The 14218-nt window shown below is 69.4% G+C and carries 16 protein-coding genes; 13 read left to right on the forward strand and 3 right to left on the reverse strand.

Annotated features, from left to right (window positions below; all coding sequences use genetic code 11):
• Positions 1-38 precede the first annotated feature (38 nt).
• Positions 39-635, reverse strand: coding sequence for a sulfite oxidase-like oxidoreductase (locus ACQUQF_RS10955; RefSeq protein WP_435178675.1), 597 nt, complete (start codon positions 633-635; stop codon positions 39-41).
• A gap of 231 nt (positions 636-866) precedes the next feature.
• Between ACQUQF_RS10955 and ACQUQF_RS10960 the strand changes: the two genes are divergently transcribed.
• The 4 genes from ACQUQF_RS10960 (at position 867) to ACQUQF_RS10975 (ending at position 4787) form a co-directional block, all read left to right on the forward strand.
• Positions 867-1148 (forward strand): hypothetical protein, encoded by a 282-nt coding sequence (locus tag ACQUQF_RS10960; RefSeq protein WP_435179524.1) that lies wholly within the window; start codon positions 867-869, stop codon positions 1146-1148.
• Between the two features lie 203 nt (positions 1149-1351).
• Positions 1352-1570: a ribbon-helix-helix domain-containing protein gene (locus ACQUQF_RS10965; RefSeq protein ID WP_115865556.1), complete on the forward strand. Its 219-nt coding sequence runs from the start codon at positions 1352-1354 to the stop codon at positions 1568-1570.
• 71 nt (positions 1571-1641) lie between these two features.
• Positions 1642-1920 (forward strand): UPF0058 family protein, encoded by a 279-nt coding sequence (locus ACQUQF_RS10970; protein WP_435178677.1) that lies wholly within the window; start codon positions 1642-1644, stop codon positions 1918-1920.
• Between the two features lie 395 nt (positions 1921-2315).
• Positions 2316-4787, forward strand: coding sequence for a DUF7527 domain-containing protein (locus ACQUQF_RS10975; protein ID WP_435178679.1), 2472 nt, complete (start codon positions 2316-2318; stop codon positions 4785-4787).
• On the opposite strand, the gene ACQUQF_RS10980 is transcribed toward ACQUQF_RS10975, so the two are convergent.
• A complete protein-coding gene (locus tag ACQUQF_RS10980; protein ID WP_435178681.1) occupies positions 4784-5089 on the reverse strand; it encodes a hypothetical protein in 306 nt (101 codons plus the stop codon). The two genes, ACQUQF_RS10975 and ACQUQF_RS10980, sit on opposite strands and share 4 nt — an antisense overlap.
• A gap of 274 nt (positions 5090-5363) precedes the next feature.
• Between ACQUQF_RS10980 and ACQUQF_RS10985 the strand changes: the two genes are divergently transcribed.
• From ACQUQF_RS10985 to corA, 8 genes are all read left to right on the forward strand, one after another.
• Positions 5364-6728 carry an adenylosuccinate synthase gene (locus ACQUQF_RS10985; protein ID WP_435178683.1) on the forward strand — a complete coding sequence of 455 codons (1365 nt, stop codon included), beginning with the start codon at positions 5364-5366 and terminating at the stop codon, positions 6726-6728.
• A gap of 113 nt (positions 6729-6841) precedes the next feature.
• The gene (locus ACQUQF_RS10990) at positions 6842-7033 is read left to right on the forward strand and encodes a methytransferase partner Trm112 (protein ID WP_435178685.1); all 192 of its coding nucleotides are present in this window, start codon (positions 6842-6844) and stop codon (positions 7031-7033) included.
• Positions 7034-7066: 33 nt separating this feature from the next.
• Positions 7067-7639 (forward strand): DUF7524 family protein, encoded by a 573-nt coding sequence (locus ACQUQF_RS10995; RefSeq protein WP_435178687.1) that lies wholly within the window; start codon positions 7067-7069, stop codon positions 7637-7639.
• Positions 7640-7717: 78 nt separating this feature from the next.
• On the forward strand, positions 7718-8212 hold the full coding sequence (locus ACQUQF_RS11000) for a DUF7523 family protein (protein ID WP_435178689.1): 495 nt from the start codon (positions 7718-7720) through the stop codon (positions 8210-8212).
• 95 nt (positions 8213-8307) lie between these two features.
• Complete coding sequence (cysS, locus tag ACQUQF_RS11005; protein ID WP_435178691.1) at positions 8308-9756, forward strand: cysteine--tRNA ligase; 1449 nt, start codon at positions 8308-8310, stop codon at positions 9754-9756.
• A 92-nt stretch (positions 9757-9848) separates the two neighbouring features.
• Positions 9849-10487 carry a DUF6517 family protein gene (locus tag ACQUQF_RS11010; RefSeq protein ID WP_435178693.1) on the forward strand — a complete coding sequence of 213 codons (639 nt, stop codon included), beginning with the start codon at positions 9849-9851 and terminating at the stop codon, positions 10485-10487.
• 86 nt (positions 10488-10573) lie between these two features.
• Entirely contained in the window at positions 10574-10735 is a 162-nt protein-coding gene (locus ACQUQF_RS11015; protein ID WP_435178695.1) for a hypothetical protein, read from the forward strand.
• Positions 10732-11712: a magnesium/cobalt transporter CorA gene (gene corA, locus ACQUQF_RS11020; protein WP_435178697.1), complete on the forward strand. Its 981-nt coding sequence runs from the start codon at positions 10732-10734 to the stop codon at positions 11710-11712. The genes ACQUQF_RS11015 and corA overlap by 4 nt, the downstream gene beginning before the upstream one ends.
• Positions 11713-11890: 178 nt before the next feature.
• Here corA and ACQUQF_RS11025 read toward each other — a convergent pair whose 3' ends face one another.
• Positions 11891-12751 carry a DMT family transporter gene (locus ACQUQF_RS11025; protein ID WP_435178699.1) on the reverse strand — a complete coding sequence of 287 codons (861 nt, stop codon included), beginning with the start codon at positions 12749-12751 and terminating at the stop codon, positions 11891-11893.
• A 96-nt stretch (positions 12752-12847) separates the two neighbouring features.
• On the opposite strand from ACQUQF_RS11025, the gene ACQUQF_RS11030 reads away from it, so the two are divergent.
• Positions 12848-13765 carry a DMT family transporter gene (locus tag ACQUQF_RS11030; protein ID WP_435178701.1) on the forward strand — a complete coding sequence of 306 codons (918 nt, stop codon included), beginning with the start codon at positions 12848-12850 and terminating at the stop codon, positions 13763-13765.
• The last annotated feature ends 453 nt before the right edge of the window (positions 13766-14218 follow it).

Consider the following 14218-nt stretch of genomic DNA (forward strand, 5'->3'; position numbering starts at 1 on the left):
GGAGCCTTTAGTCTAACTGTCTCGGAATCCGCGGGGTCTCAGCTGTACCGCTCCTCGTTCCACGGGTTCGCGGTGTTGGAGTAGCCGCGCTTCTCCCAGTAGCCCCGTTCGGGCTCGGTGAGGAACTCGACGCCGTCGACCCACTTCGCCCCCTTGTAGGCGTACTTGTGGGGCGTGACGACGCGGAGCGGCCCGCCGTGCTCGCGCGGCAGCGACTCGCCGTCGAACTCGTAGGTGAACAGCACCTCCTCGCGCATGCAGTCCTCGAGCGGCAGGTTGGTGGTGTAGCCGTCGAGGGCCGAGAACATGACGTGGACCGCGTCGTCCGCTACTCCCGCCATCTCGGCGAGGTCCGGGAACGTGACGCCGGTGAACTCGCAGTCGAACTTGCTCCACCCCGTCACGCAGTGGAAGTCCTGGCGCTGGGTCTCGGCCGGGAGGTCTCTGAACTCCTCCCACGAGAACGACAGCTCCTCGTCGACCGCGCCCGTGACCGTGAACTCCCAGGTCTCGGGGTCCCAGTCGGGGGTCCCGCTCTTCGAGAGGACCGGGAACTTGCCGGTCTTCCGCTGGCCCGGCGGCAGGCGCTCGCCGTCGAACTCCTCGTGGAGGTCGGTCACGTCCGTGACGCTCATGCGTCCGAGTCGGCGGCGGACGCAGGTAGGTCTATCGACTGCGGGCGACCGTTCCGGGCGAGCGGGCGGATTCAATAGACGCTTTCCGGGGGCGAGGGGGTGTCAGCTCACGGACCGTAACGAGCCGATTCCGCGGAAAACCGAATGAACTCCCGCAACCTGTCGTCAATACTCCCGGGCATCTACTGAATAACAAAGGACGGCCTGTGCCTAGTCGGAGTCGCGATGTCAATGGAAAACCAGCGGACGGTGGAACGAGAGGCCAAGATGGAGGCCGCCGAGGAGTCGACGACGGACCTGGCCATCCTCGCCTCGGCGGCGTCGGTCGCCCTGTCGTGGTACCAGTTCTTCGGGCGCGGCAACCGGATGCAGGGGCTGTTCATCGGCCTGTGGCCGCCGACCATCCTGGCGTTCGCCAGCTACTTCAACCAGAAGCGGATGGAGGAGAAGCTCAGCGCGATGGGGCCGGGCCGCATCGTGAGCTCCATCGAGCAGATGCTCGGCAGTCGCTGAGCCCTGCGCTACGGGTTTTGCGGTTCGAGACGTTTTTTGGCCGCCGGCCTCCTGCCGGATTCGCCAACCATTGTTTCGGAACGGAGGCCTGAAGTTCACGGACCGCGAACCGTAGTTCCCGTTCCGGTCAAATTCGTTCGCCGTCCACCGTACTGCTCCCCGTCAGACTTAAGAACACCCCTCCCGAAGCCACCAATGTTCCAATGCCGAAGGTAGAGATAACTATCCCGGAGCATCTCGAAATGCAGATCGCCCAGATGGTCGAACAGGGCGAGTTCGTCAACCGGGAGGAGGCCATCGAGGACCTCCTCTCGACCGGTCTCAAGGCCTACAAGACCAGCGGTCCGATGGACGACGACGACCGCGAACCCGGTCTCGAAGACGAGGGAATGATGGGTCACGAGGACGAGTACGTCTTCTAATCCGCTCTTTTCGGGGCGCGTGCGAAGTGTTCTCAGAAACCCTTAAATCGGATACCTCCCTAGCCACGCCCATGCACAAGGACGAACTTCTCGAACTCCACGAGGAGATGGTTCTCATCATGGAGTACTTCCAGGACAAGGAGCGGGTGACCGACGGGCTGTTCGAGCCCTACGAGGAGCTCGACGTCGAGCCCTCGCACGTCCACAAGTCCAAGAGCGAGCACAAGCACGCCGTCTTCGTCCTCGGCAACGCGCTCGCCACCGCGATGAGCGACGACGAGTTCAGCGAGGCCGGCCGCATCGGCAAGCGCATGCAGGAGCTCGCCGACGACGCCGAGTCCAAGATCTGAAACCACTTTTTGCTGCGCTCGCGCCATAAACGGCGCTCGCTGGCAAAAACGTGGGGAAAAACCACTGCGCTCCTCCCTCCGCTACGCTCTGGTCGTCGCTTGGGCCGCTCGCTCACTTCGTTCGCTCGCGGTACTTCTCTTCGAACTCCGCGTGGACCATCCGGTAGTTCGGTACCGAAATACACCGTTCGAGCTCGGCGAACCTCTGAACGGGGTCTCCGAAATCTACCGCGAGCGAGGGCGAAGCCCGAGCGAGCGGCCCAAGGGAGGACCAACGGGACGACCGCCGTGGTTTTGGTCGAGCTTTTGCAAGGGAGGCGCGTTTATGCGCCGACCGCGGCAAAAGGTCGTTTCGGGCCGCAAGATATTTGAGAGGCTTGTGGCTTCCACGTAATATGGAAACGCGCACGGTCGAGCAGGTCGAGAGTTGGCAAACCCGTTCGTTCCGGGACGGGTTCGCTGGCCTGCGCGAACTCTCCGACGGGGAGTTCTCGGGGGCAGTGAGGGCCGGTGGCGCGTGGCTGTTCATGCTCAACGGTCGGATCATCGGGGTCTACGAGGGGAGCCTCGACGACTTCGAGGACGCCGAGGGCACCGCGTACGCCGCGCCACACCCGTCGCTGCCGCTCCTGTTCAGCATGCAGGAGCGGGGCGGCGAGACCCAGGCAAAGTACTACACGAACGACACGCCGCTGTCGGAGGTCGACTCCACGCTCACGAGCGGGAAGTTCACCGGGTTCATCGAACTCAGCGAGAACGTCCTGAGCGGCGACTACTACGTGGCCTACTACGGCGGGCGCTCGATGAGCGTCGCGTTCGTCGGCGCGAGCGAGCAGGTCGTGACCGGCGACGAGGCGTTCGAGCGGGCCGACGACGAGGTGGGCATCTACGAGGTCACGGACGTCGACATCGAGGTCACCGACGTCCCGGAACCCGACGAACCGGAGGACTCACCGTCGGCGGGCGGGAGCGCGGGGGCGTCCGGTTCGGCCTCGGACGGCGGTGACGGGGGCACGGGCGGTTCGGACGAGGCGACCGGCGGCTCTCCGACGTCCGGCAGCGGCTCCGCGTCGACAGCGGCCGGCGGCGCGGGCGCGGGACCCGGCGGTGAGTCGCCGACCGCCGACGCCGCGGCGACCGACGCCGAGACGGGGACCCTGGGAGCCGTCGGGGGCCAGTCCGCCGCGGGAGCGGGGTCGGCGGTGAGCCAGTCGACCGCGGACGGTGCGGCGACCGAACCCGCCGACCCCGCGCCGGATCGCGACGCCGAGCCCTCCCGCCAGTCGGCGTCGCGGCCCGACCCCGGACAGGCATCGCCGGAACCGACCGCCGACGGCCGCGACGCCGCCGTGACCGAGTCGGAGGCCGACGCCGGAACCCGGCCGACCGACGCCGCCGAACGCGCGGCCGGTCCGGACGCGCGGGCCGGCGCCGCACCGTCTGCCGGGTCCGAGTCGGCGCCGGCCGAGGCTGGCGCGGGCGCGGGGGAACCGGCGGGTCAGGGAGTGGGCGGCGCTCCCGAACGGACGACTCCGCAGTCCGCCGGGTCCGAGGCGCGCGCGGAAGCCGACGACGGGGACGGTGACGACGCCGACGCCGGAAGCGCGTTCGACGAGGAGGAGGCGTGGCGCGAGGCCACCACGATCCCGTCGCTCGACCCGGACCTGAGCGAGGGGCCCGACGACGCGGAGGCCGGAGACGAGTCCGGTCCGTCGCCGGGCGCCGGGCCGACCCAGACCGCGACCGGGAGCGGCGCGGACGCGGAGTCGGCGTCCGTCACGGACGGGCGGACCGCCGAGAGTGACGCGGCGCGGCCGTCCGCCAGTCGGTCCGGCGCGTCCGGTCGATCCGAGTCGGCGTCCGGCCGTCCCGGATCGGGCGCGGCGTCGACCGACGCCGGCGCCGGCAGCCCCTCCGGTCACTCGGACGCTTCCGGCGGAGACGACGAGTCGGGCGCCCGCGTCCGGGAGCTCAGGTCGCGGCTCGACCAGCGCGAGCAGCAGGTCCAGCAGCTGAAGAAGCGGCTCTCGAACGTCGAGTCCGAGCGCAACGAGTACAAGCGCGAGCGCGACGCGCTCCGCCAGGAGGTCGAGCGCCTCGAGGCCAAGCTCGAATCGGCCGGATCCAACGGGTCGGGCAGTGGGAAGCGCCGGCTCGACCGCGCCCAGGCGTTCGACGGGACCAACCTGTTCGTCCGGTACGAGTCGAAGGGCCAGGCAACGCTCGACGAGGCGGCCGAGGGGAAAGTCGACGCCGACGAGGTCAACGCCAACCTCCGGCTCGAGCACCACACCCAGTTCGAGGCCGAGGACGTCGAGGTCGCGGGCGAGTCGTTCGAGTCGTTCCTGACCGACTCGTTCGAGTACCGGTTCGTCTCGTGGGTGGTCGAGGAGCTGCTCTACGAGATCCGGGACACCGGCCACCGGAACGCGCTGAAGGACCTCTACGAGTCGATTCCGAAGGTCGACCGCGTCGACCTCCACGGGTCGGTGAGCGCGGGCGCCACCGACGAAGACACGCGACAGGAGTCGTTCGACGTCATCATGCGCGACCGGATGGGCAACCCGCTGCTGCTCGCGGACCTCAACGGGTCGCGGGACCCGACGACCGGCGAGATGATGGGGTCGCTCGTCGACGCCTCGTCGGGCGTCGCCCACGCCCACGACGAACTCGCGGGGGCGTTCCAGGTCACGGAGAGCTTCTTCGAGCCCGAGGCGCTCGAGACCGCCGAGTCGGCGACTTCGGGCGGGTTCCTGAGCCGCGAGAAGAGACAGAGCTTCGTCAAGCTCTCCCGCAAGCGGGGGTACCACCTCTGTCTCGTGGAGTCACGGAGCGGCGGCTTCCACCTGAACGTGCCGGAGCTCTAGCTCTCGGCTTCCGCGGTACCGCTGATCTTCATCTCGTCCAGCTTGCTGCCGATCTCGTCGATCTTGCCGTCGAGTTCCTCGACGAACTCCTGGGTGCGGTCGGTGGTGATGGCGCCCTGGCTCGACGGCTCGATGAGGTTCTCCTCCTCGAGGACGCGCAGCGAGTACCGGACCTTGTGGTGGGGGTAGCCGGTCTCGTTGGACATCTTCACGATGCCGATCGGTTCGCTCTCGATGACCATCTTCAGGACCTGCAGATGGCGCTCCAGCATATCGACTTCCTTCTCCAGTCTATCTATCATGGCACGTGTTAACTTGTCTTAGAGACTTTTAAAAGTTGCTGTCCGCGCGGCGGAGCCCGCCCGGACCGGCGCCGCTATTGCTAGTAGCTAGCAATTCAGGCGGCCACTACTAAAGCGTTATCGGTCCGGGGCCGCACCGGCGCGGCGCGACCGCTGTTGTACTCGATACTGGTTGCTCGGTCGTGCGAGAGGGCCGTATCTATCCATATACGTGCATCATATCGGTCGAAATACCGTAATCGGTTTACCGAGTGCCCGACAATCGTTCCGCGTAATGACCGTAACCATCGTCGGTTCGCAGCTCGGCGACGAGGGGAAGGGCGGCGTTGTCGACCTCTGGGGCGACGCCGCCGACGTGGTCGCCCGCTACCAGGGCGGGGACAACGCCGGCCACACCGTCGTCGAGGGCGGCACCGAGTACAAGCTCTCGCTGGTGCCCAGCGGCGCCGTCCGCGGCAAGGTCGGCGTCCTCGGCAACGGCTGCGTCGTCAACCCCGCGACGCTGTTCGAGGAGATCGACGACCTGCGCGACCGCGGGCTCGACCCCGACGTGCGCGTGGCGCGTCGCGCGCACGTCATCTTCCCGTACCACCGGGTGCTCGACGGCATCGAGGAGGAGGCGAAGAGCGACTCCGACTCCGAGGTGGGGACGACCGGCCGCGGCATCGGCCCGACCTACGAGGACAAGGCCGGCCGGCGCGGCGTCCGGGTCGGCGACCTGCTCGACCCTGATGTCCTCCGCGAGAAACTCGAGTACGTCGTCCCCCAGAAGCAGCGACTCGCCGAGGAGGTGTTCGGCGTCGAGACCGGCGAGGAGTTCGACATCGCCAGCCTCTACGAGGAGTACCGGCGCTACGGCGAGCGGCTCGCCGAGGAGGACATGGCCGTCGACGCCGGCGAGTTCCTCGCCGACCGCCTCGCCGACGGCGAGAACGTGATGTTCGAGGGCGCGCAGGGCACTCTCATCGACATCGACCACGGCAACTACCCCTACGTGACGTCGTCGAACCCGACGGCGGGCGGGGCCGCGACCGGGACCGGCCTCAGCCCCGGCGTCGTCGGCGGCGGCGAGGTCGTCGGCATCGTGAAGGCGTACCTCACGCGCGTGGGCAGCGGCCCGCTCCCGACCGAGCTCGGCGGCGTGGTCGGCGACACGCCCGGCTACGACGAGCAGGGCGAGGGCGAGAACGAGGAGCTTGCCACCTACATCCGCGAGGAGGGCGGCGAGTACGGCACGGTCACCGGCCGGCCCCGCCGGGTGGGGTGGCTCGACGTGCCGATGCTCCGCCACGCCGCGCGCGCGAACGGGTTCACCGGCATCGCGGTCAACCACATCGACGTGCTGGCCGGCCTCGACGAGGTGAAGGTGGGCCACAGCTACGACCTCGACGGCGAGGAGGTGTTCACGATTCCCGCCACCACCGAGCGGTGGGCCGCCTGCGAACCCAACTACCGGACGTTCGAGGGGTGGGAGGACACCGACTGGGGCCGGGTCGCCGAGGAGGGGTACGACGCCGTCCCCGAGAACGCCCGGGCCTACCTCGAGTACGTCAGCGAGGAGGTCGACGCCGACGTCTACGCGGTCGGGGTCGGCCCGGACCGCGAGGAGTCGGTCGTCGTCGAGAACCCATTCGAGTAGGGTCGAGCGCCCGCGCGTAGCCGCGAGACCCGACGCGTCGGCGTTCCCGCGTCTCGCGCGGCGTGGCCGCCGAACCCGTCACGTTTTTGCCCCGGCCGCTCACAGCCAGTACCATGAAGCAGTCGCTGATGGACATCATCTGCTGTCCGCTGGACAAGCAGGAGCTCGAGCTCGACGCCACCGAGACCGACGGCGAGGAGGTCCTCGCGGGGACGCTGACCTGCACCGAGTGCGGGGAGACCTACCCCATCGAGGACGGCATCCCGAACCTGCTGCCGCCGGACATGCGCGACGCGGAGGCGTAGTTTTTTCTACCCTCGGTTGGAGGTGACGATAGCGTGCAAGACAGTCTCCCCGTCGGCCTCAACGACGACAGCCTGCACGACATCAGGACGCCCGCGTCCTTCGAGGCCACGGACTCGTTCCCCATCCTGCTGCAGAACGGCGACGCGCCGGTCCACGTCCACCTCCACCTCGACGACGCGCTGTCGTCGGTGGCGTCGATCCCGGCGAACAACCACTTCCTCGACGCCGACTCGACTCGCCAGGTCGGCGTCGAGGTCGGGGACGGCCCGCGGCCGGTCGAGGGCCAGCTCAAGATCGTCACCGGCCACGGCGCGGAGACCGACTACGTCTCGGTGAAGATCGTCGAGCCCGAGGAGCGCGAGGACAGGGTGGACGTCGACGAGGCGTTCGCGGCCCCGCCCCGCGAGGAGACCGACGACGCCGACGAGGGCTTCGAGTGGCCCGACGTCTCGCTCGCCGAGAACGCCCCCGTGGCGGCGCTCGGCGCGTTCGCGGTCGCGGTCGCGGCGGCGTCGGCCACCCTCTCGGACAGCCTGGCGGTGCTGCTCGGCGTGCTGGCCGTCCTCGGCAGCGTCGCGGCCGCGGGCTACCTGCTCGTCCGGTAGTCTTCTGTCCTCTCCTCCAGTTCCTTCCGCGCCCCAGCTACCGCATCGCTTTTACCGGACCCCGACCTCGCTCCGCGCATGTCACTCGCCGAGGACACCCGCGACGCGGCCCGGCGCCGGCCCTTCCTCCTGGCCGCGCTCCGGGCGGACGTCGTCAACTACACCGCGGCGGCCCGCTACCTCTCCGACGACGTCGACGGCGACACCGAGTCGATCGCGACCGCGCTCCGGCGGTTCGCCGAGTCGCTGCCCGACCCGGACGCCGAGTCGCGGACCGCGGCGGTCTCGATGCGGAGCGGCCTGGGAGAGGCCGACGACCCCGACGACGCGGTGCTCGCGGTCGGCGGGACGGCGCTCGCGCCCGACGCGGGGTCGCTGACGGGCGTGGTCGCCACCGGCGACGTGGACGCGCGGGCGCTGGCCCACGTCCTCGGACGCCTCGACGCCGCCGACGTCGACGTCCGGGCCGCGGGCGTCGCGGGCGACGGGCTGGCGGTCGCGGTCGAGCGCCGCGACGGTCCCGACGCGGTCCGGGTCGTGGAGGACGCGCTGGCGGCGGTTCCCGCCGAGTGAGGCGCGGCGTTCGGGGCGGCCGGCGGACGCCGCGCCGTCGGCGCCAAGTGTCCCTTTCGACGCTTTAAAACGACTGCTGGGGCTACTAGCCGGCAATGACGCTCCACGTGACGAACACCCTCACCGGTGAGCGGGAACCGTTCGAACCGCAGGACCCCGACTCCGTCCTCCTCTACTACTGCGGGCTGACGGTCTCGGACCTCGCCCACCTCGGGCACGCCCGGTCGTGGGTCCACGTCGACGCGATGCACCGGTGGTTAGAGCACCTCGGCTACGACGTGCGCCACGTCGAGAACTTCACCGACGTCAACGAGAAGATCGTCGCGCGCGTCGGCGAGGAGGACCTGGGCGACAGCGAGAGCGAGGTCGCGAGCCGCTTCGTCTCGGAGGTCATCCGGGACATGCGGTCGCTCAACCTCGAGCGCGCGGAGGTCTACCCCCGGGTCAGCGAGCACGTCCCCGAGATCATCGACCTCGTCGAGACCCTCGTCGAGAAGGGGTACGCCTACGAGTCGAACGGGTCGGTCTACTTCGACGTGACCGAGTTCGACGACTACGGCAAGCTCTCGAACCAGGACGTCGCGGAGATGGAGGCCCAGGGCGAGGACGAGGAGCGCGCCGAGAAGCGCCACCCCGCCGACTTCGCGCTGTGGAAGGCCGGCGAGGCGCATCCCGACGAAGGTGAACCCGGCGGCCAGACCTGGGACTCGCCGTGGGGCGAGGGCCGGCCCGGCTGGCACATCGAGTGCTCGGCGATGAGCATGACCCACCTCGGCGAGACGCTGGACCTCCACGTCGGCGGTCAGGACCTCGTCTTCCCCCACCACGAGAACGAGATCGCCCAGAGCGAGGCCGCCACCGGCCGGCAGTTCGTCAACTACTGGCTCCACGTCCGGCTGCTGGAGACCGGCGGCGAGAAGATGTCCTCCAGCCTCCAGAACTACTTCACGGTCCGGAACGCCGTCGAGGAGTTCGGCACGAACGCGATCCGGATGTTCCTGCTGTCGACCGCGTACAGCAACCGCCAGACGTACAGCGAGGAGACGCTGGACGAGGCGGTCGAGCGCTGGGAGCGGCTCGAGCGCGGGTACGAGGCCGCCGTCGACGCCGCCGACAGCGAGGCCGCCCGGACGAAGGTCGAGGACGCCGCGCTCCGCGAGGCCGTGACGGAATCGCGTGAGGCGTTCACCGAGGCGATGAACGACGACTTCAACACCCGCGAGGCCATCACCGCGCTGCTGGAACTGGTCGGCGCGGTCAACAAGCACGTCGACTCCCGCGGGGAGTACGACTACCGGGCGCTCCGCGACGCCGTCGAGACGTTCGAGGAGCTCGGCGAGGGCGTCCTCGGGTTCGCGCTGGCCGGCAGCAGCGAGGGCCGCGTCGAACTGCTGGACGAACTGGTCGAGCTGGTCCTCGACGTCCGCGAGCGGGAGCGCGAGGCCGGCAACTACGACCGGGCCGACGAACTCCGGGACGACCTCCAGGCGCTGGGCGTCGAGGTCCAGGACACCGACGACGGGGCCGAGTTCCGGCTGGAGTGAAATAGTCAGGTTCGCAACGGATAGCGTCTGACAGGTCCGTTTTCCCGAAGCCACGAGATTGATAATCCCGGGCTGAATACGCCGGGAGTACCATGACACGTAGCGCAGTCGCCGGCGTCTCGCTCGCCGTCCTCCTCGTACTGAGCGGATGCGCCGGCTTCCTCTCGGGGCCGGTCTCGTTCTCGGCCTCGCAGGCCACGGTGAGCGACGCCGCGCTCGAGGAGACGGGGTACGAACACAACAGTACGCGGGCGATGAACGTCACCCGGACCTTCTCGGCCGCCGGCCAGGAGAAGAAGGTCGAGGTGACCAACTGGATCTCGGAGTACCACAAGTCGGTCGGGCTGCCCGGCGTGGGCGAGCGGAAGGTCGCCATGTTCGTGACCTTCTCCAGCCCCCAGGTGAAGGTGCTGGGCAAGTCCTTCAATCCGCTCGCACAGTACGACAACGCCCAGCTCGCCCGGCAGTTCACCTCCCAGCTCCGGAGCGTCAGCGGCGTGAGGAAGGTCGGAAGCCAGAACCGGACGATGCTCGGCAAGACCACGACGGTCTCGAAGTTCGAGGCCACCGTGACGACGACCGCCGGCGTCCAGTTCGACGCCTACCTCCACGTCGCGAAGGTGAAGCACGAGGGCGACATCGTGGTCGCGCTCGGGGTCTACCCCCAGAAGCTCCCCGGCCAGAGCGAGAAGGTCCACCGGCTGCTCCGCGGCGTCGAGCACGGCTCGTAGCCGACCCACCGCGTCGTCCACCGCCGGGCGTCGAACAGTACGGACATCAGACAACGTTTTTCTCGGTCGGGCGTGTCACCGGGGATATGAATCCCTCGCTGGCCGCCGGCGCCGCGCTCACGGTCGCCGGAGTGGTCGGTTACCTGGTCGGCGTCGTCGAGCCGTACCCGGGCCGGGCGTTCTCGGTCACGGCCGTGATGGTCGGCGTCACCCTGCTGGCCATCGGCCGGGGAGGTGAACCGGCGTGACCGTCGAGGCGGTCGTCTACTCGCCGGACGGCACGACCACGTTCGCCGACCTCCAGTCGGCCCGCGACGCCGAGGGCACGACGTGGGTCCGCGCGTCGAACGCGACCGAGTCGGAACTCGAGCGGGTCGCCGAGACGTTCGACGTCCACCCGCTGTCGGTCGAGGACGTGAGCAACGGCGTCCGTCCCAAGACCGAGGAGTTCGACGACCACGTGTTCGTGCTGCTGAAGACCGCGACCCTGCGCCGGGGCGAGACCACGTTCGAGGAGGAGATCCGCCGGCGCTCGGTCGGCTTCTTCGTCGGCGACGACTGGCTGGTCACCATGTCGACCGAGCCGGTCGACGCGGTCGAGCGCGTCTGGGCGATGGTGGTCCGCGAGGAGGGCCGCATCCTCCGGCAGGGGCCGGACTTCGCGACCTACCGGGTGGTCGACGCCATCGTCGACAGCTACTTCGACGTGCTCGACCGGATCGAGGACCAGATCGAGGCGGTCGAGGAGGACGTGACGACCTCGACCGACGTCGAGACGCTCGAGACCATCAACAACGTCCGGCGCGAGCTCCTCTCGTTCCGGAAGCTGCTGTGGCCCTCCCGGGAGGCGGTCGGCTACCTGGCCCGCGGCGACCCCGACCAGATCCGGGAGGCCACCGAGAAGTACTACCGGGACGTGTACGACCACCTGGTCCAGCTCGTCGACCTGACCGAGACCTACCGCGACCTCGCCAGCGGGGCCCGGGACATCTACCTCAACTCGCTGTCGCTGTCGACCAACGAGGTGATGAAGAAGCTGACCGTCGTGGCGACGGTCGTCCTCCCGCTGACGTTCGTCGTGGGCGTCTACGGCATGAACTTCGGGGACAGCCCGTACAACATGCCGGAACTCGGCTGGACCTACGGCTACCCCGCGGTCATGCTCGGGATGCTCGCGGTGACGGTGATCTTGATCGCCTACTTCCGGGAGTCGGGGTACATCTGACGGCGGACCGGACGCGCGGCGTCGCGAGGGTTTAAGCCCGGAGACGCGACGAACACCGACCGGACGCCTCGCGCGGTCGCGGCCGGGTCGCTCGCGGCGGGCTCCTCGCCCGGCGACTCGCACGCCCGGACCGCCAGTCCGACTACCCCGAGAGGGCTACGCCAGCCGTACCGCGCGGCTACGCTCCGCCGGTCTGAACGAGCAGGACGCCCCCGAGCACCAGCGCGCCGCCGACCGCGGTCGCGTGCGTGATCGGTTCGCCGAGCACCGCCGCGCCGAGCAGCAGGGTCACCACCGGCTCGACCGTGCTGACGATGCTGGCCCTGCTCGCGCCGATGCGCCGGATGCCCGCGAAGAACGCGAAGATGGGGAGCGCGGTCGCCACGACCGCGATGGCGGCGATCAGCCCCCACTCGTACCCGGTGGCCGGGACGGCGAGTCGGCCCGTCGCGGTCCCGAACCCGAGGTAGGCCACCGCGGCCGCGGGGAGGACGTGGGCCGCCAGGATCTCCGGGTCCACCGTGGCCAGCGCCGACCTGCTCGCGGTGATGTAGCCGGCGTACACCACCGCGGCCGCGAGCACCACCGCCACCCCGCGTGGGTCCGCGCCGGCCGGGTCCGCGCCGGTCACGAGCGCGACGCCCAGGAGTGCGACCCCGAGCGCGGCGACCGTCCGCGAGGTCACCGGTTCGTCCAGCCCCAGCGCCGCCGCGCCGACGACGAAGACCGGGTAAGTGAAGAGGACGATCCCCACCAGTCCGGCGGTCATGAACGCCAGCCCCCAGAAGTAGAGACCGCTCATCACTGCGTATCCCAGGACGCCGAGCGCGAGTCCGGTGGCCAGCGCCCGGCCGCGGAGCAGGCGGAGGTCCCCGCGAGCGCCCAGCACGACCCACGCGATCAGCGTCGCGAGCACGAACCGGTAGGCCAGCACCGTCGGGATCGTCAGCCCCGCGGCCGCGGCAAGCTCGCCGAAGATCCCGAGCGTGCCGAACCCCACCGCCGACGTCAGCACGAGCGCGGTGCCCAGCCTGTCCATAATCGGGGTTCGCGGGCTCGGGAGAAAACCGGTTCGGCGCCCGCCGGCGACGCCGAATCGGTTCGCCTAAACCGCCGCCGTCCGACTTCGGGCACGATGACGCGGCTGGCGGCGCTCGAACGGCGGACCCCGCCGATGGCGGCACTGGCGGTCTCGGTCGTCGCGATCAGCACCAGCGCCATCCTGGTGCGGTTCAGCGACGCCCCGAGCGTCGTCAAGGCCCTGTACCGCGTGGTGTTCACCACGCTGCTGCTCGCACCGCTCGCGGTCACCCGCTACCGCGACGACCTCCGGGCGCTGTCGGTCCGGGACGCCGGCGTCGCCGCGGTGACCGGCGTCGCGCTCGCGGCCCACTTCGCGGCGTGGTTCGAGAGCCTAGAGTGGACCACCGTGGCCGCCAGCGTCACGCTGGTCCAGTCCCAGCCGCTGTTCGTCGCGGTCGGCGCGGCCGTCCTGCTCGACGAGACCGTCAACCGCCGGATGGTCGCGGGCATCCTGGTCGCCGTGGTGGGCGTCGCGGTCATGTCGCTGGGCGGCCTGCTGTCTGGAGCCGCGCTCGCCGGCGCCCGGCCCCTCTACGGGAACGCGCTCGCGCTCGTCGGCGCGGTGATGGCCGCGGGCTACGTGCTGGCCGGCCGGTCGCTCCGCCAGCGCGTCGCGCTCGTCCCGTACGTCACGGTGGTCTACTCGGTCTGTGCGGTCGTCCTGCTCGGCGTCGCGGTGGCCGACGGGGCGACGGTCGCGCCGACGGCCTACCCGGCCGAGGAGTGGCTGCTTTTCCTGGGGATGGCGGTCGGACCGGGGGTGTTCGGCCACACGGTCATCAACTGGGCGCTGAAGTACGTCGAGTCGAGCGTCGTCAGCGTCACCCTGCTGGGCGAGCCCGTCGGGTCGACCCTGCTTGCGCTCGCCCTGCTCGACGAGGTGCCCGACGCGTTCACCGTGGCGGGCGGGGCGGTCGTCCTCGCGGGCATCTACGTCACCGCGACGGGCCGACCGGACCCCGACGGCTGACGGGGAGCGCACCCGCCGCGGCGGGGTCGGACAACGGGGACAGGTGGGATATCGAGACCAGTTGTTTCAGCGCCTCTACCGACGAGTAGGCGCCGCCTGTCGCTCGACGGAGTTCGAACAGGCGGCGCCAACCTTCCTTTCAGCCGCCGTCAGAAGTCGATATTTCTCCGACTAGGGCGTGATTTCAAACGGTACAGGCGCTCTGTTCCGGTTCTACAGCCGAAGGATAACAAAGGGGGAGTCCGCCGGAAGTCGGGGCTAACGATGCTCTGACGAACGCCCTCCAGGTTACGAAGGTCCGAACGTACCGGTAAACGCCAAACTACCCCCGAAATCCGAAACGAATGCCCGACGCAACACTCCCCAGAAAACGCCACGGAACGCCGCCGACGCGGCGGTACACGTCCACTAGCAACGATAAGCCGACCGGAACGGTCCGCGACCGACGCGGGC

The sequence above is a fragment of the Halorussus sp. AFM4 genome, from assembly GCF_051194995.1.
Lineage (GTDB): Archaea > Halobacteriota > Halobacteria > Halobacteriales > Haladaptataceae > Halorussus.